Origin of the sequence: Francisella sp. SYW-2 (genome assembly GCF_008711475.1) — a bacterium.
GTDB lineage: Bacteria > Pseudomonadota > Gammaproteobacteria > Francisellales > Francisellaceae > Francisella > Francisella salimarina.
In genome coordinates, this window is sequence record NZ_VXKO01000008.1 from 1 (window position 1) to 16,994 (window position 16,994).

Sequence of the window (16,994 nt, forward strand, 5' to 3'; positions counted from 1 at the left end):
TAGACATGATTGTAAATGCTATTCAAAAAATTGGATTTTATAGCAATGATTTCTCCTTGTGTCTCAAAATATTCAATAAAACTACTAAGGAACTTAAAATATGAAAAAATTATCGTGTACAGAGAAACTTATAAATTATGAGAAATATTACCCTAAAACTAATATGAGTGTTCAAGAAATTTGTGAACTAAACTCTTGGGAAAGTTCTTCTGCTCTATTAATATTTGCTTGTATTGCCTTATCAACAGTTCCACCAAGATCAAGTCTTTCAAAAGTAGATAAAGCTTCAAAAGTTATACCTTTTTTAGATGTTACATTTTTTCTTAAAGTAGCCATATCCTCGTCACTTTTCAAGACCATCTGCGCAGCACCAAGACACGTTTGAGCAACAAGCTTCTCAGCTTGTTGTTTATCCAGCCCTCTTTTAGCAGCAGCATCGACCATATGCTCCATAAATTGAAAATAATATGCTGGACCAGAACTTGCTATAGCTGCAATAACATCAATCTCATCCTCTTTTTTAACTACAGCGACCTCTCCCATTGTCTTCATAATATTAATAACTTCTGACTTATTATCATCACTAATATTTTTATTAAAAAATATTCCAGTAGCGCCGTAGCCTAAGCTACTAGGCGTATTGGGAATAGTCCTTGCGAAAGAAATATTCTTAGCAAACATTCTCTCATAATCATTAGTTTTGATGCCTGCTGCTACCGTAACTATTGTCTGATCATCTCTAGTATGATCTCTAATATCCCTGATTAAACTAATCATACCTTGTGGCTTTACAGCTAAAATAATAATATCAGCTATAGCAATTGACTCTAGTAAAGAGTCCGAAGACAGTATCCCATATCGACTAACTAAATTTTCTCTTTTATCTTCATTTCTATCAAAAACGATAATATTCTGACCATCATAGCCATGATTAACCATTCCCGCGATCATTGCAGCGGCCATATTACCACCACCAATAAAACAAACTTTCATAAATATACTCTATATATTTTCCATTCTTTAATTTATATAACTATAACATTTCGGATAATTATTGCTAATATATACACAGACTTAAACCTTAAAAAACATTCAAAAATGAGAGAAATAGTTCTAGCATCAAGCAATAAAGGAAAGATTAGAGAGTTTACAGATATTTTTAAAAAAATAAACATTCAAATAATCCCTCAAACAGAATTCAATATTAGTGATGCTGAAGAGACAGGGCTTAGCTTTATAGAAAATGCAATCATTAAAGCAAGACACTGTTCAAGACACACTGGATTGCCTGCAATAGCAGATGATTCTGGGCTTGAAGTATTTTCATTAGCAGGCGACCCTGGTATTTACTCTGCAAGATACGCTAGCGAGCATGGCAATGATGATGCTAATATACGAAAGTTACTAACCAATCTAAAAGACAAAGATAATCGTACGGCTCGGTTTGTATGCGCCCTAGCTTATGTCAAAAATGAAAAAGATCCTACCCCTGTGCTAGAATATGGCTTCTTAGATGGCGAGATCGCACACACTTGCTTAGGTGAGCATGGTTTTGGATATGATCCAGTATTCTCTTTACCTGAATTACAAAAAACTTTAGCACAACTATCAAAAAGTGAGAAAAACAAAATAAGTCATAGAGCTATAGCGCTTGATAAAATTATTAGCAAAATATGAGGTCTTAATGTTTTTTCATCCTTGATGATATAATTTCTTATCATATATGCTAAAATAGCTTAATTAGTTTGATAATTTTTACTAAACAAGTAAGCTTTTGGGTCGAAGTGTGGAACATTTAAAAAGAATATTATACGTTTCTCTTGCTCATATATACTCTAGCCTATTCATTATATATGTACCTTTCATATATCTCAAAAAACTCAAAAGAAGCCTCAAAAATAGTAGCTATAGGCAAAGATGGGGAGAAAGATTTGCTCAAACAAAACTTCGACTAAAGAGTTCAATTTGGATTCATTCAGTATCAGTGGGCGAAACTGTTTCAGCAGAACCTCTAGTGAAAGAACTCTTAAAAAACTTTCCAAACGAAAATTTTGTTATTACTACTACAACACCTACAGGTAGTGATGTTGTTAAAAATTTGTACAGCAAATACGATAATGTATACCATATGTACATCCCATATGACACAATACCATTCATAAACAGCTTCTTTGTGAAAGTTAATCCCAAGGCTTTCTTGATAATTGAAACTGAAATTTGGCCAAATATTTTAAATAAATGTTTTGCAGAAAATGTTCCCGTAGTTATAACAAACGCAAGACTATCAAGAAGATCGATTAGAAACTACACCAAAATACCATTTGGAAAAGATTTCCTATTTAAAAACATAAGTCAAATAAACGCTCAGACTGAAAAAGATGCAAAAAGATTTTGCTCATTAGGTGTTGATAAAGAAAAAATCACAGTAACTGGCAATTTAAAATATAATCTTATCACCCCTGAAAATTTAGAAGATAAGATGCTTAGCATCAAACAAAGCATAAATAGTAGACCAGTATGGATTGCAGGTAGTACTCACCAAGGAGAAGAAGAGATAATACTTGCCGCTCATAAGGAAGTGTTAATCACTTACCCAAACTGCCTATTAATAATAGTACCAAGACACAAAGAACGTTTTCAGAAAGTAGAGAAACTCATTGCAAATGAAGGATTCTCTTACCAAAAAAGATCGTCATCTACCAACGAGATCTTTAACCATACTCAGATATATTTAGGTGATACTATGGGAGAGTTACTTCATCTATACTACATTTCTAACATCACTTTTGTAGGCGGTTCTTTGATAGACAACGGTGGACACAATCTATTAGAACCTGCAGCCCTCGCAAAACCAATTATAAGTGGCACAAGTCTCTACAACTTTAGTCAGATATCAAAAGAATTAATTCGCAATAGAGCACTAATACGAGTAAAAAACCATACAGAACTTGCTGAGAGTATAGTTAAGTTACTAGATAATAAAGAATATTCGCAACAAATGTCTCAGGGCTCTCTAAAAACATTTGAAGCTCACAGTGATGTTCTAGAAAAGCAATACAACAATATAGTGAAGTTCTTATGAGTACCACTCCTACACTAGAAAGCTTCAATATTTTTTCAGAAAAGATATTTTCTGAAATTAACTCGCCTTCCGAAAGACTCAAAGAAGCGATGAAATATAGTTTTTTCAGCGGTGGTAAAAGAATACGCGCACAATTTGTATATGCTCTAGGTGAAGCATTGGATATAAGTCTTCAGAACTGTCATAAAGTTGCATTTGCTATAGAGTGCATACATACTTACTCACTTATACATGATGATCTTCCAGCAATGGATAACGATACTTTACGAAGAGGCAAGCCCACATGTCATATACAATTTAATGAAGCAACAGCGATATTAGCTGGAGATGCATTACAGTCATTAGGTTTTGAAATTCTAAACAATATTGAAGTATCGAACATTGACAAGCTAAAGAAAATAAATATATTTTTTGCAAAATGCTGTGGTCTAGAAGGTATGGTTGGTGGCCAACAATTAGATATAGACGGCGAAAACCAAAGTCTAGAATTAAAAGATTTACAAAAACTGCATATAAACAAAACTGCAAAAATGTTTAGAGCTAGCATAATAATACCCTACATCATTTCCGAGCATAATAGTAAAGAGATAGAAATCATCTTGACAACACTTTCTGACTTAATTGGCTTATGTTTTCAAATCAAAGATGATATTTTAGATGTTACAAAATCAACAAAAGAACTTGGTAAAACTAGTGCGAAAGATATTAACGCAAATAAATCCACCTACGTATCTCTGATGGGTCTTGATAAAGCAGATGATCACTTAAGTCGTAATAAGAGTGAAATCAAAAAACTACTTACTCAATTAAATGAAAGACTACTTTCTACACAAAAGTTAGAAAAACTTATTGAACTAGTTATTCATAGAAACTATTAACTATTTTTGTTACAATTCCGTAATTATTTATTTCATAGTAAATTAAAAAAATAACAACAATGCAAATAATACAAAAAATTTATGCTTGGCTAGTACACCTATTCACTTCATTAGGTGCAGTATTTGGCATACTCGCTATCATTTTCTCCATAGAAGCTGCTAAAGCCAGTGTGATTAACCAAGTAGATCTTCACCACTATTACATTAAGCTATCAATGTTTAGCATAATTATGGCTATTTTTATTGATTCTATTGATGGTAGCTTGGCCAGATTGGTAGATATAAAAAAATTAGCCCCTCTAGACGGTGCTTTACTTGATAATATTATAGATTTCACAACATACTCTATAGTCCCATGCATTTGGATATATGTCTCAGGGATAGTCTCCCAGGAATGGTTAATTCCAGTAGTAGTAATGATAACGATTTCATCTTCATATCAGTTCTGTCAAACTAATGCCAAAACTGATGACCACTTTTTTGTTGGTTTTCCTAGCTACTGGAATGTAATAGTCATGTACATGCTATGTTTTCAATCTCCATACTGGGTTAACGAGATTGTAATAGTCATTCTTTCGATATTTTCATTTGTACCAATAAAATATATTTACCTATCAAGAACTGAGCATATAAGTACAAATAAGCTTATCAAATCATTTACTTTTATATTTACAATGCTTGCATCAATTTCCACATTCCTAGCAGTGCTAATATATCCTATAAAAACTCCAACTCCTTTTATATCAATAATACTAATTTTCTCTATTTTTTATATATTATTTAGCCTCAAACTTAATATTAAACCAGTAAAAAACTAATCTCTTTAGCGAATAGCTATCCCTTATGGTAATATATTATCTATGGTAAATATTAGTTAATCTACACATGAAAGTATTAAGCCAAGAGGAGCGTCAAAAGCTCTTTGTCGAGAATATATTTCCATACAAACATAAAATCCCTCGTAAAGTATATGAAAAGCAAAAACATCATTTGCAAATAGAATTATTAAAGTTTCAAAAATGGGTTAAAGAAAATAATAAAAAAGTTCTAATAATTTTTGAGGGACGAGATGCTGCTGGAAAAGGTGGCACAATAAAAAGAGTTATGGAACACTTAAATCCTCGTGGAGCTAAAGTAATAGCCTTAGAAAAACCCTCTGAAAGAGAAAGAAATCAATGGTATTTCCAAAGATATATCGAACATCTACCATCTGGTGGCGATATAATACTGTTTGATAGATCTTGGTATAATAGAGCTGGTGTTGAACGAGTTATGGGATTCTGTACCGAGAGAGAATATTTTTTATTTCTGGAGCAGGCTCCTCAACTTGAAAAAATGTTAGTTGATAGCGGCACCATAATCATTAAGTTTTGGTTCTCTGTAAGCCAACAAGAACAAAAAGATAGATTTGCAGCTAGAGAAAATCATCCTCTTAAACAATGGAAACTTAGCCCTATTGATAAAGCATCCTTAGATAAGTGGGATGACTATACAGAAGCTAAAGAAAGGATGTTTATATATACAGACAAGCCTTATGCGCCCTGGGTAATTGTGAAGTCTGATGATAAGAAAAGGGCAAGAATAAATGCTATTAGATATATACTAAATAGTATTGATTATGATAACAAAGATCCTGAGGTAGCAATTGCACCAGACCCTCTTATCGTAGGAACATCATCAAAAATATATAAATAACAACAAACTTAAGCAAAATTTCTATTGACTAAACACCATATTTAAAATATAATCTTGACTATAGTTTTGGGCCTATAGCTCAGTTGGTTAGAGCGCCGGACTCATAATCCGTAGGTCGTAGGTTCGAGTCCTACTGGGCCCACCAAACTATTCAATTTATCAGATATAAGTTTCCATACAAATTGAAAAAATAAAACTCATATCTACAGAAATACTTTTTGCTGTTAAGCAGACTAAACTCTATTTGATTGACTATTTTTTAGGAATCAAAAAGTACAAGAAAATAATAAAATGGAACAGGCTCTTTAAATTAAATATGCCTATCTACAATATAGCTGCCAAATAGCTTTGCTTATCTTTTTTTGTAAGTCTAACTTTATGCTCATTCATTAGTGTACCATTAAATGATTTACCTAGAGCTTCCAAAATATCAAGCATGAGCTCATAGCAGGTTTTAACATCATATCCTATATTGGCAAGCTTTCTATAGTTCATTACTGCCACTATCCCATTTACCTCACCCTCATTACTAGCCAAAAATTCTTGACCTTCATTATCAGGCAAAACACTAAAAATAACATCTTTATAGTTTATCTTTTGAAAGACTTTCTCTTCTGTAAATTTAATACCATAATACTTCAAAAATGTTGCTAAATCTTTTACCTGTATAGATTGAGTTCCTTCAAAATAGATTAATAAAAAACCATCTCTCAATAAAGGATACTCACGCTGAACATCCTCGACGCGTGCATTGCTTGGTGAACTTTTAGCTTGACTTATCAGCTCTTGACTATTTGCATGTTCAATATTTGCTAGAATATCTTTTTGTCTAACTCTCAAGCTTTTACGGAATAAATCAATTATGATTAAGACCACTAAAATTAAAACTAAAGCCAATATCAATGTCATTTATTTAGTACCTTTGGTGTTTTCATACTCATGTATTATATATTTAAAGATTATAAAAATTAAGATTTTTCTATCATTGTATCCAATACTTCTATGATCTTTTCTTCGGTGTCGACAATCATATCTTCATGAATTTTTTCAAACTCTTGAACTATATAATCATTTCTTTGCTTATCATCAAACAGTCTTTTCAATTCATAAAAAAGATTATCTGCAGTACAATCTTCTTGAATTAGTTCTTTTATTATTTCACTTTTATGCAAAATATTTGGAAAAGCCCAATAACTATGCCCACGTATAAGAATTCTACCGATAAATGCTGAAAGTTTAGACAGCTTATAACCAACTACCATAGGTAACTTACACAACATAGCCTCTAAGGTTGCTGTACCAGATGCCAATAGACTCAAATCCGAAGCTTTTAATACTTCGTGAGAGTTTGTTTCAAAAACCTCAATTTCCAAGTCTCTAATTTGTGTATCATACTCAGCAAATATTGATCTAAGTGACGGTTTAGCTAATGGCATAATAGCTTTGAATTTATATCCAGATTCTTGTAACTTTTGCAATGCTTCCAAAAATAATGGTAATAGCCTAGTTACTTCAGTAGTTCTACTACCTGGTAATACAGATAGTATTGGCAACCCTACATTTTCAAGACCAAGATGCTCTCTATACTTCGCTCTATCAATCTTGATTGGTATATTTTTAGCAAGCGGATGCCCTACATATATAGCTTCAAAATCATGTCTATTTTTGTAGTATTCCACTTCAAAAGGTAAAATTGCTAAAATCTTATCAGTAGCTTTTCTGATTTTTTTGATACGATACTCTCTCCACACCCATATTTTAGGACTAACATAGTGTATAGTCTTGATACCAGCAGACCTTAGCTTTCTTTCTACGGTTAGGTTAAAGTCAGGTGCATCTATACCAATAAATATATCAGGCTTATTATGTTTAAAGTGATTAATTATCTTTTTACGAATACCTAGTATATTAAGACCTTTTGAAATAATCTCAAAAAAACCAATTAGAGACAGAGCATCCATAGGATATAAGCTCTTAAACCCTTGACTTTCCATTTTAGGGCCACCAATGCCCTCTATTATAGCATCAGGATATTTTTTTCTCAGAGCTTCGACAAGAGTTGCACCCAGCTGATCTCCTGAGAGCTCTCCTGCTACAATACCTATTCTCATTATCTTAGTATGCCTCTACGTGAAGTACTTATCACATCAACGAATGGTTCTAGCACAGGCTCTTCATCTGCCATTTCCTTAATGACTTCAAACGCCTCTTTGATCATCAAGCCCTTTCTATACAGCACTTTATAAACTTCTTTTATTTTCTTTAAGTGCTCTGGAGTAAACCCTCTTCGTTTCAGACCTTCTGTATTTATTCCACAAGGGGTTGCACCTGCTGTTACAGCTGTTACCATTAAGTATGGTGGAACATCTTTTCCAACAAGAGCAGCATGAGCTATAAACGCATGTTTACCAACTCTGCAAAACTGATGAATACCAACATTTGAGCTCAAAATAGCAAAATCATCGACATGGACATGACCTGCAAGACCAACTCCATTTACAAGACTAATATTATTTCCAACTTTGCAATCATGACCTATATGAACATAGCACATAATAAGGTTATTATTTCCAACTGTTGTAACACCTGTCTCTTTTGATGTGCCACCATGTATAGTAACACACTCTCTAATGGTATTGTTATCCCCAATAATAACTTGAGAAAAGTCACCCTGTTTATAAGTATAATCAATAGGATCATCACCTATTGATGCATACTGGAAAATACGGTTATTCTTGCCTATTACTGTATTATCCCCAACAGTAACATGACTCTTAAGCTCTGTACCTTCACCTACAACGGCATTCTCTCCAATAACACAGAATGGTCCTATTATAGCACTTTCGGCTATTTTGGCGCTTTCATGTACTACTGCCAAACTATGTATCACAATCAATAATCCTTATATGCTGCCATTAACTCAGCTGAACAAACGACTTGCCCATCAACTTTAGCTACAGACTCCGCCGTGCAGATAATATTTTTCTGCTTAACCATACGTGACTCAATAACCAAAACATCTCCAGGAACGACTGGTCTTTTGACTCTAACCTTATCAATACCCGCCAACATAAACGTTCTTCTTCCACCACCAGCTTTAGCAACAACATGAGCAAACAGTGTCTCAGCCATCAATTCACCAAGTATAGCAGTTGCCTGAGCCATAGCTTCTACAATTAAAACACCAGGCATGACTGGAAACTCCGGGAAGTGACCATTAAAAAAATCTTCATTTATCGTTACATTTTTATGGGCCACAATAGTTCTATCTTCAATACTCCAATCAACAATCTTATCTAAAAGAGCAAAAGGATACCTATGAGGTAAAATTTTTCTAATCCCCATTACATCTATTTGTTTATTTTTTTCATCAAACTGGCTCATGAATAATCCTTACTTATTTAACTTATCTTCTAATTGTTTTACTTTTTTAATCAAACTGTCGATTTTAGATAATCTCGCTACGAATCGTCCCCATTGAATCCTTGGCTTAGCTTCAAATGCAGCATAATACATCCCAGGTTGAGTAATCGATTTGCCTATGTTAGATGCTCCGCCAATAACTGCATTGTCACATATACTTATATGACCTGTTATCGCAGATTGTCCACCTATCAAACAATTATCACCAATAGTAGTACTCCCAGCTACTGCTGTGACACCTGCCAAGGCAGTATTTCGACCAATAACTACATTATGGGCTATCTGCACCAAATTATCAATACGAGCACCTTTTTTAATAATGGTATCGTCGATAGCTCCCCTATCAACCGTAGTCCCTGAGCCAATCTCGACATCATCCTCTATTACAACTCTTCCTAACTGAGGAATCTTAGTCCAACTACCATCATCATCTCTGGCATTACCAAATCCATCACACCCAATCACTGCATTTTGGTGTATTATACAGTTAGCACCAATTTGAACATCATGAGCAATAGAAACATTACTCTTTATAAAAGTATCACTACCTATCTTAGTACCTTCATCAATAGTGGTGCATGCACCAATAAAAGTATTATCTCCAATAGTAACGTTTTCACCGACAACAGAGTTTGCTCCAATAGTAACATTTTCACCTATAACAGCACTTGAGGCTATTACAGCTTTACTATGTATTTTACCATCTGGCTTTGGTGACTTATCAAACAACTCCATAACTTTAGCCAATGCCATATATGGGTTTGATAAAACAACTGCATTTGTATTACAAAACTCTAAGGCTTCCTCTGTAATTAGCACAGCAGAAGCTTTAGTCTCTGATAGCGCCTTCAAATACTTAGGATTCGTGCAAAAAGAAATATCTCCGACACCTGCTTTCTCTAAAGTAGCTATCCTATTTATTTCAATACTCTTGTCACCCTTAACTTCACCATCTAGTTTCGAGGCCAAAAAATCTAAAGAATACATTCCAAAACTCCCCAAACAATTAAGAGTTCTTATTCATAATTTCAATTACTTGGTTTGATATATCATCAACATTATTTACATAAGCTAGCGCCTGAGTTGTCATAACAATATTATAACCCTTTTGTTTAGCAACTGTTGCTACCGCACTATCAAAAGATGCTTGGAATTTCTTAGATAACTTATCTTTTGCAGCATACTCTTTTTGCTGAAGAACTTGAGCTTTTTGAGCAAAGCTCTGTTGCTCTTGTTGAATCTGCTGCTGCTTCTTCTCCAGCTCAGCTTTTGTCATAGTAGCTGAATTTTCTTGAAGCGTTCTCATTTGTTGCATAATATCATTTTGCTCTTGCTTAAGCTTTGCTGCTTCTGGCTTTAAGTCATTTTCCATTTTCTTTACGCTAACTGATCCCAAATCAGAATCATTGAAGATCTCTACAGGGTTAACTACCGCTATCTTAGTATCTGCATATACTCCCGTCACAGCACTAGCCAAAACGCACAACGATAATACAATTTTTTTCATTTTAAGATCTCCCTTAATTTTTATTATATATTCAATAACAGATTCTAACACAATATTATAGACCTTGTTAAATCGTTTTGGTATTAGATTTCGATAAATATTTTCTAGATTAATTATTTTTTTTAGAAGTTTTGACCAAGTGAGAACTGGAAAACTTGCGTAACATCTCCAGGCTGAACATTAAATGGCTGTGCTATTGATACTGCCAAAGGCCCCATTGGCGAAGCCCATCTAAACTCAACACCCACAGAATATTTAAGGTTAGTAAATGATGGAGTAGTCTCTTGTTTTGGCTGAGGTGCTACAACCCCTTTCAGATCATAAGTAGTATAAGTATTACCTATGTCAACAAATGCACCTATTCGCATTTTTGAGCTATCTTTAATAAATGGTACTGGAAAAAGTAAATCATAGTTATTGTAGATATTAAGGTTACCACCAATTGAGTTACCTATTTGACCATTTTGTAAATTTATATCACGCGGACCTAAAGAACCTTGTAGGAAACCACGAACACTTCCCCAACCACCTCCGTAGAAGTTCTCATAAAAAGGTAAGTTATCAGTACCACCATATCCACCACCATACTGCACACCACCCCTGATAGTTAGAGCAGACATATCTGTATTTGGTATAGCTATATTATACTTACCTCCAACTTCAATCTTATAAGCTTCAATATTACTAATAACTGGTATATTGACTGAGCCATTGATATCGAATGAGCCACCATCTGTAGCGAACATATATTTATTAGAATTATCAAAACTCCAACCAGCAGTTAAAGCAGGCTCATTAAAGCTATTTCTCCCACCTTGTTGCTGTATAAACCATTGTACAATTGATGAAGTAAATCCGTTAGATTGGTTAACAGTATTATTTGCAAATGTTATACCCGCTGAAACGTTACTAAATGTTGATATTGGCACACCATACATTAATCTTGCACCGATAGTATCTAATCGATATGCCGCAACCGCATTAGTTTTTGCAAAGTTTGATCTATTAATATAAGCTGAAATACTCTGACTAACTCCAGAAGTAGTAAAATAAGGATCAATATAACTTATATCCAATTGTTGGAATGGAATCGATAACTGCGCATTAAGGTTAAAGGTATTGCCAGTACCAAAAACGTTAGGCATATTAAGCCTACCACCAATCATGAAACCATATAAGTCCGAGAAACCTAAGCTTCCACTAACTGAGTTCGCATTTCTCTCTTTGATATTATAGTTGACATCAACCAAGTCATCAGAGCCCTCTACAGGCACAAGCTCCATATCTGCACCTGCGACGTATGGAAGCTGATCAAGCCTTCTTTGAGACTTATCTATGGCTTCTTTATTATACTGGCTTTGCTCATAGTACTGCAGCTGTCTACGAAAAACATAATCATTAGTAACATTATTACCAAAGAAATTAACTCTATTTACGTATACTTTTTTACCGGCATCTACAACAAACTTGAAAGAAACTATACGCTTCTTCTTATCAATTGTCGGAATAGGGTTAACTGTAGCGAATGCATAACCTTTACTTCCCAACAAGGTTTTTATACTCTCAACCGTATCAACAAGCTTACTTTTAGAAAAAACCTCGCCTCGCTTTATTTTTATCAAAGATTCTAACTCAGACTTTGGTAAAATAAATTTTCCGGTCAAAGATACGTCACCAACCTTATATACATCACCTTCTGCAACATCAAGAGTGATATATGAATGCTCTCGATCCTTAGACATTGATGCTTGCTTAGATGTAACTTTAAAATCAAGATAACCTCTATCAAGATAATAATTAGTTACCCCTTGAACAGATTGATTCATACCTTCAGGAGAGTAACTATCAAACGACGACAAAAAGCCCCACAAATTCCATATAGATGGAACTTCGAAGGCCATACTACTATCTAATTCTGAATCATCAAAGTTTTTATTACCTACAAAATTTATAGAATCAATAGTTGCAGGCTTCCCTTCTTTAAAGGTAATGTTTATATCAATCCTATTATTAGGGAGTTTTCTAATATTTTCATCAACCTCTGCACCATATAGGCCCATCATAGAGTATTGATTTAGTAGTGACTGCTTAAGCAAAAACATCGTATTAGGGTTATATACATTACCAACATATATACCCGCATCAGTAAAGACCTTTTCCAGATCTTCTTTTTTAAGTTTTTTATTTCCTGTGAAATTAAAACCAGCAATAATTGGTCTCTCTTTAACATTAATAAAGAGGTTACTACCCTTACGATATAGATCAACACTATTAAAAAATCCTGTACCGTAAAGATTATTAATAATTTGGTTTGTATCTTCTGGAGTGATATAACTACCTTTCTTATAGCCAATTCGGCTCTTCACCACATCACTCTGTAAACCTTCCAAACCTTTTATGGAAACATTGTCTAATATAAAACTGTCATTATCTGCCCAGCTATTTAATGCAATACCCATAAGAAGAGAGGCTAATACAAACTTCTTTCTCAAAAAAAACACTCAATTTACCCCAAAACAGAATCCACATATTCTCGAGTCTTTCTATCTATTTCAAAAACTTCTTCTATATTTGTTGGATTCTCAAAAATCAACTCTTTTGTTACTTTTTTATTTACTTCTATTATATCTAAATACTTAATTCTTTCGTTTAAAAACGCTGCCACTAAAACTTCATTTGCAGCGTTAAAAACAATATTTGCTGAATAATTTTCACTCTTTAAATTATCAAAAACTATTTTCAAAGCCTTGAATCTGTCAAAACATGCTTCCCTAAAAGTAAGCTCATATTTTGTAAAATCCAATCTATCAACATTAATCGACCCTCTAACTGGGTAATACATTGCGTTTGCTATAGGTGTTCTCATATCTGGTACACCTAATTGCACTATATAACTACCATCCACATATCTAACCATAGAGTGGATTACACTTTGAGGATGAATCAGAACGCTTATTCTATCAGCTGAAACAGAAAAAAGCCAATATGCCTCGATAACTTCTAGTGCTTTATTTACCATAGTAGATGAATCGACTGATATTTTTTGCCCCATTTCCCAGTTAGGATGAGCACAAGCCTGCGCAGGTGTGATATCAATCAAATCGCATAACTCTTTATCCCTAAAAGGCCCACCAGATGCTGTCAAAACTATTTCACTAATCTCTTTAGTATATTTCTTATCTGGGTTGTCAATACATTGAAATATAGCATTATGCTCACTATCCACAGGTATAAGCTGAGCATTATTTTTCTCAACTTCTTCAATTAAAAGATGTCCAGCTGTTACAAGAGACTCCTTATTTGCAAGTAAAATTTTCTTGCCTGCTCTAGCCGCAGCAAAGGTAGGCTTAAGACCTGCTATGCCGACTATAGCAGACATCACCAAATCGACTTCTACCGCACTTGAAACTTCCTCTAAAGCACTTTCACCAACCAAAACAGTAACATCAGATATCAGGGCTTGTAATTGTTGCTTTTTAGGTAAATCCGAAACTACAGCAAATTTTGGTGAAAATTCTTTACACAATCTCGCCAGCTTTTTTACATTACTAAAAGCTGATAACGCATAAACCTCAAAGTCATTACTCTCTCTAATTACAGCTAATGTACTATCACCTATTGAACCTGTAGCACCCAGTATAGTTACCTTTTTCTTTAGCATATTAATTTATTCACTCTGCTCTGTTGCTTCAGAAATTTCTACATCATCACTATCAACTTCATCATCTTTTTTGACTACTTTTAGACTTATAAGCCTTTCATTATTCCTAAGATTAATAAGTCTAACACCCTGAGCAGAACGACCACATTCTCTAACTTGATCAGATGAAGTCCTAACCAGAGTTCCATTATCGGTAATCATGACTATATCTTCATCATTACCAACCAAAACAGCAACAACAACTTTACCATTTCTATCGGAGGTTGATATAGCTATTACACCTTGACTAGCTCTTTTAGTTCTACGATATTCTGATACTGCAGTACGTTTACCATAACCATTCTCAGTTGCTGCCAAGACAACGCCCTCATCAGGATTTGTTACGATCATAGAGACTATTTTTTGATCAGCATGTAAACGCATACCAGTTACACCAGCAGCCGAGCGCCCCATAGCTCTAACATCTGACTCACCAAAACGAATTGCCTTACCCGCATCTGAGAACATCATAATCTCCTTAGAACCATCTGTAAGAGCAACATATGACAGTTCATCACCGTCATTTAATCCAATCGCTATCTTACCTGTAGAACGAGGTCTCGCAAACTCTGATAAATCAACTTTTTTAACCCTACCAAGCTTAGTTGACATAAACACATACCAGCCTTCTGTAAACTCAGAAATTGGCATTAAAGCGGTTATTCTTTCATTCTTATCAAGTGGTAAAATATTATTAATAGGTCGACCTTTAGAAATTCTACTTGCCACAGGGAAATCATATACTTTTGACCAGTACACTCGGCCCAAACTAGAGAAACAAAGCATTGTGTCATGAGTTGAAGCAAGCATTAATTTAAAGATACTATCTTCTTCTTTAGTCTTAGTTGCAGACTTACCAACACCACCACGTTTTTGAGCATTATACATACTAAGCGGTTGAGTTTTAACATAACCATCCATTGACAAAGTCACAACCATGTCCTCTTCTGCTATAAGATCTGCTCTTGTAAGATCAAGTCTTGATTCTATAATCTCAGACTTCCTTGCATCACCGTAGTTATCTCTGATTTCAACAAGCTCCTCTTTCACAACACGAATCAGCTCATTCACATCACTCAAGATACCTATTAGATACTTAATTCTTTCAATAAGTTCTTTAAACTCGTTAGTAATTTTATCCTGTTCTAAACCTGTTAATCTATGCAATCTTAAAGCAAGTATTGCCTCAGCCTGTTCTTCTGTAAGATTGTAAGAGCTATCAACTTGAATGCCATAGTGAGATGCCAATGTTTCTTTACGATACATTTTGACATCAACACCCTCAAGCATACTCTTAACCATAGAACCATTCCATGATCTAGCAAGCATTGACTCTTTTGCATCGGCAGGACTTGGAGAAGCCTTAATAAGCTCAATCATTTCATCAATATTAGCCAACGAAAGCAATAAGCCTTCTAATATATGCGCACGTTCCTTTGATTTTCTTAACTCAAAAATTGTTCTTCTTGTAACAACTTCTTTTCTGTGTTTAATGAACTGCTCTAATATTTCCTTAAGATTAAGTAACTTAGGTCTATTGTCGCTTAGTGCCACCATATTTATACCAAAACTACACTGTAGCTGAGTTTGAGCATATAAAGTATTTAAAACAACTTCTGGAGACTCATCTCTCTTAAGGTCAATAACAACCCTAATACCATCTTTATCCGATTCATCTCTTAATTCAGATATACCTGTTACTTTCTTATCTTTTACAAGTTCCGCTATTTTTTCAACTAGTTTGGCTTTGTTAACCTGATATGGTATTTCTGTAACCACAATCTGAGACTTGCCAGAAGCTTCATCTTCATGAATATCAGCTTTGGCACGCATAATAACGCGCCCACGACCAGTCTTATACGCCTCCAAGATACCATCAGTACCATTTATGTAAGATCCAGTAGGAAAATCTGGTGCAGGAATATATTGAATCAAATCCTCTATAGTTAATTTTGAGTCATCAATCAAAGCTATAGTACCATTAATAACCTCTGTCATATTGTGCGGAGGAATATTTGTCGCCATACCCACAGCAATACCTGATGACCCATTGACTAAAAGATTTGGAACTCTAGTCGGTAAAACATCAGGAACCAATTCTGTATTATCATAGTTTGGAGAAAAATCTACAGTTTCTTTGTCTATATCAATCAAAAGCTCATGCGTCAGCTTCTGCATTCTAATCTCAGTATAACGCATAGCTGCAGGAGAATCGCCATCTACAGAACCAAAGTTACCTTGCCCATCTACCAACGTATAACGTAGAGAAAATGGCTGAGCCATTCTAACGATAGTATCATATACCGCAGTATCACCATGTGGATGATACTTACCTATCACATCACCGACAACCCTAGCAGACTTCTTATATGGTCTATTGTAATAATTAGACAACTCATTCATTGCAAAAAGTACTCGGCGGTGAACTGGCTTCAAACCATCTCTCACATCTGGCAAGGCACGACCAACGATCACACTCATTGCATAATCAAGATATGATTGTTTAAGTTCTTTCTCTATATTTATAGATGATGATTCTTTAGTAGGTATAGACATTACTTATCGCTTATTACAAAGATAAAACATATAGCCGATATTCTAACACATTCAATAGCAAAAAGCACTCTTTAGAGACCGCACTAAGCCTAAGCAAGAACCAAACACTTACGTAGTAACATTATCCAAACAACATCTATCAAATTTTGATAA

General features: G+C 34.4%; 15 protein-coding genes and 1 tRNA gene. 6 read left to right on the forward strand and 10 right to left on the reverse strand.

The genetic code is table 11. The annotated features are described in order from the left end of the window. Positions 1–171 precede the first annotated feature (171 nt). A complete protein-coding gene (gene proC, locus F3D57_RS04170) occupies positions 172–993 on the reverse strand; it encodes a pyrroline-5-carboxylate reductase (protein ID WP_150465309.1) in 822 nt (273 codons plus the stop codon). A gap of 105 nt (positions 994–1,098) precedes the next feature. On the opposite strand from proC, the gene rdgB reads away from it, so the two are divergent. The 6 genes from rdgB to F3D57_RS04200 all read left to right on the forward strand — a co-directional run bounded on the left by rdgB (position 1,099) and on the right by F3D57_RS04200 (position 5,800). Then, positions 1,099–1,677 (forward strand): RdgB/HAM1 family non-canonical purine NTP pyrophosphatase, encoded by a 579-nt coding sequence (rdgB, locus tag F3D57_RS04175; RefSeq protein WP_150465310.1) that lies wholly within the window; start codon positions 1,099–1,101, stop codon positions 1,675–1,677. 109 nt (positions 1,678–1,786) lie between these two features. Further along, positions 1,787–3,082, forward strand: coding sequence for a lipid IV(A) 3-deoxy-D-manno-octulosonic acid transferase (waaA, locus tag F3D57_RS04180; protein WP_149368677.1), 1,296 nt, complete (start codon positions 1,787–1,789; stop codon positions 3,080–3,082). Next, positions 3,079–3,960, forward strand: coding sequence for a polyprenyl synthetase family protein (locus F3D57_RS04185; RefSeq protein ID WP_150465311.1), 882 nt, complete (start codon positions 3,079–3,081; stop codon positions 3,958–3,960). Before waaA ends, F3D57_RS04185 begins: the two co-directional genes overlap by 4 nt. A 59-nt stretch (positions 3,961–4,019) precedes the next feature. After that, the gene (locus F3D57_RS04190) at positions 4,020–4,778 is read left to right on the forward strand and encodes a CDP-alcohol phosphatidyltransferase family protein (protein WP_013922566.1); all 759 of its coding nucleotides are present in this window, start codon (positions 4,020–4,022) and stop codon (positions 4,776–4,778) included. 67 nt (positions 4,779–4,845) lie between these two features. After that, on the forward strand, positions 4,846–5,655 hold the full coding sequence (gene ppk2 / locus F3D57_RS04195; protein WP_004287226.1) for a polyphosphate kinase 2: 810 nt from the start codon (positions 4,846–4,848) through the stop codon (positions 5,653–5,655). Positions 5,656–5,723: 68 nt separating this feature from the next. Beyond that, positions 5,724–5,800 (forward strand) — tRNA-Ile (locus F3D57_RS04200). 179 nt (positions 5,801–5,979) lie between these two features. Here F3D57_RS04200 and F3D57_RS04205 read toward each other — a convergent pair. The 9 genes from F3D57_RS04205 to gyrA all read right to left on the reverse strand — a co-directional run bounded on the left by F3D57_RS04205 (position 5,980) and on the right by gyrA (position 16,841). Further along, positions 5,980–6,564: a cell division protein ZipA C-terminal FtsZ-binding domain-containing protein gene (locus tag F3D57_RS04205; protein WP_013922565.1), complete on the reverse strand. Its 585-nt coding sequence runs from the start codon at positions 6,562–6,564 to the stop codon at positions 5,980–5,982. A gap of 59 nt (positions 6,565–6,623) precedes the next feature. Further along, the gene (lpxB, locus tag F3D57_RS04210; RefSeq protein WP_013922564.1) at positions 6,624–7,766 is read right to left on the reverse strand and encodes a lipid-A-disaccharide synthase; all 1,143 of its coding nucleotides are present in this window, start codon (positions 7,764–7,766) and stop codon (positions 6,624–6,626) included. Then, complete coding sequence (gene lpxA, locus F3D57_RS04215; RefSeq protein WP_150465312.1) at positions 7,766–8,545, reverse strand: acyl-ACP--UDP-N-acetylglucosamine O-acyltransferase; 780 nt, start codon at positions 8,543–8,545, stop codon at positions 7,766–7,768. Before lpxA ends, lpxB begins: the two co-directional genes overlap by 1 nt. A 2-nt stretch (positions 8,546–8,547) precedes the next feature. Continuing rightward, entirely contained in the window at positions 8,548–9,039 is a 492-nt protein-coding gene (fabZ, locus tag F3D57_RS04220; RefSeq protein WP_013922562.1) for a 3-hydroxyacyl-ACP dehydratase FabZ, read from the reverse strand. Between the two features lie 9 nt (positions 9,040–9,048). Then, positions 9,049–10,065, reverse strand: coding sequence for a UDP-3-O-(3-hydroxymyristoyl)glucosamine N-acyltransferase (gene lpxD, locus F3D57_RS04225; protein WP_013922561.1), 1,017 nt, complete (start codon positions 10,063–10,065; stop codon positions 9,049–9,051). 19 nt (positions 10,066–10,084) lie between these two features. Continuing rightward, a complete protein-coding gene (locus F3D57_RS04230) occupies positions 10,085–10,585 on the reverse strand; it encodes an OmpH family outer membrane protein (RefSeq protein ID WP_146420764.1) in 501 nt (166 codons plus the stop codon). 122 nt (positions 10,586–10,707) lie between these two features. Next, positions 10,708–13,086, reverse strand: coding sequence for an outer membrane protein assembly factor BamA (gene bamA / locus F3D57_RS04235; RefSeq protein WP_013922559.1), 2,379 nt, complete (start codon positions 13,084–13,086; stop codon positions 10,708–10,710). A gap of 5 nt (positions 13,087–13,091) precedes the next feature. Further along, entirely contained in the window at positions 13,092–14,246 is a 1,155-nt protein-coding gene (dxr, locus tag F3D57_RS04240) for a 1-deoxy-D-xylulose-5-phosphate reductoisomerase (protein ID WP_150465313.1), read from the reverse strand. A 6-nt stretch (positions 14,247–14,252) separates the two neighbouring features. Beyond that, a complete protein-coding gene (gene gyrA / locus F3D57_RS04245) occupies positions 14,253–16,841 on the reverse strand; it encodes a DNA gyrase subunit A (RefSeq protein ID WP_150465314.1) in 2,589 nt (862 codons plus the stop codon). Between the last annotated feature and the right edge of the window lie 153 nt (positions 16,842–16,994).

What these genes read in the sequence shown, in the direction of transcription:
- proC (WP_150465309.1), bottom strand. Translation starts at nt 993, where the DNA reads ATGAAAGTTTGTTTTATTGGTGGTGGTAATATGGCCGCTGCAATGATC.
- rdgB (WP_150465310.1), top strand. Translation starts at nt 1,099, where the DNA reads ATGAGAGAAATAGTTCTAGCATCAAGCAATAAAGGAAAGATTAGAGAG.
- F3D57_RS04185 (WP_150465311.1), top strand. Translation starts at nt 3,079, where the DNA reads ATGAGTACCACTCCTACACTAGAAAGCTTCAATATTTTTTCAGAAAAG.
- F3D57_RS04190 (WP_013922566.1), top strand. Translation starts at nt 4,020, where the DNA reads ATGCAAATAATACAAAAAATTTATGCTTGGCTAGTACACCTATTCACT.
- ppk2 (WP_004287226.1), top strand. Translation starts at nt 4,846, where the DNA reads ATGAAAGTATTAAGCCAAGAGGAGCGTCAAAAGCTCTTTGTCGAGAAT.
- F3D57_RS04205 (WP_013922565.1), bottom strand. Translation starts at nt 6,564, where the DNA reads ATGACATTGATATTGGCTTTAGTTTTAATTTTAGTGGTCTTAATCATA.
- lpxB (WP_013922564.1), bottom strand. Translation starts at nt 7,766, where the DNA reads ATGAGAATAGGTATTGTAGCAGGAGAGCTCTCAGGAGATCAGCTGGGT.
- fabZ (WP_013922562.1), bottom strand. Translation starts at nt 9,039, where the DNA reads ATGAGCCAGTTTGATGAAAAAAATAAACAAATAGATGTAATGGGGATT.
- lpxD (WP_013922561.1), bottom strand. Translation starts at nt 10,065, where the DNA reads ATGTATTCTTTAGATTTTTTGGCCTCGAAACTAGATGGTGAAGTTAAG.
- F3D57_RS04230 (WP_146420764.1), bottom strand. Translation starts at nt 10,585, where the DNA reads ATGAAAAAAATTGTATTATCGTTGTGCGTTTTGGCTAGTGCTGTGACG.
- dxr (WP_150465313.1), bottom strand. Translation starts at nt 14,246, where the DNA reads ATGCTAAAGAAAAAGGTAACTATACTGGGTGCTACAGGTTCAATAGGT.
- gyrA (WP_150465314.1), bottom strand. Translation starts at nt 16,841, where the DNA reads ATGTCTATACCTACTAAAGAATCATCATCTATAAATATAGAGAAAGAA.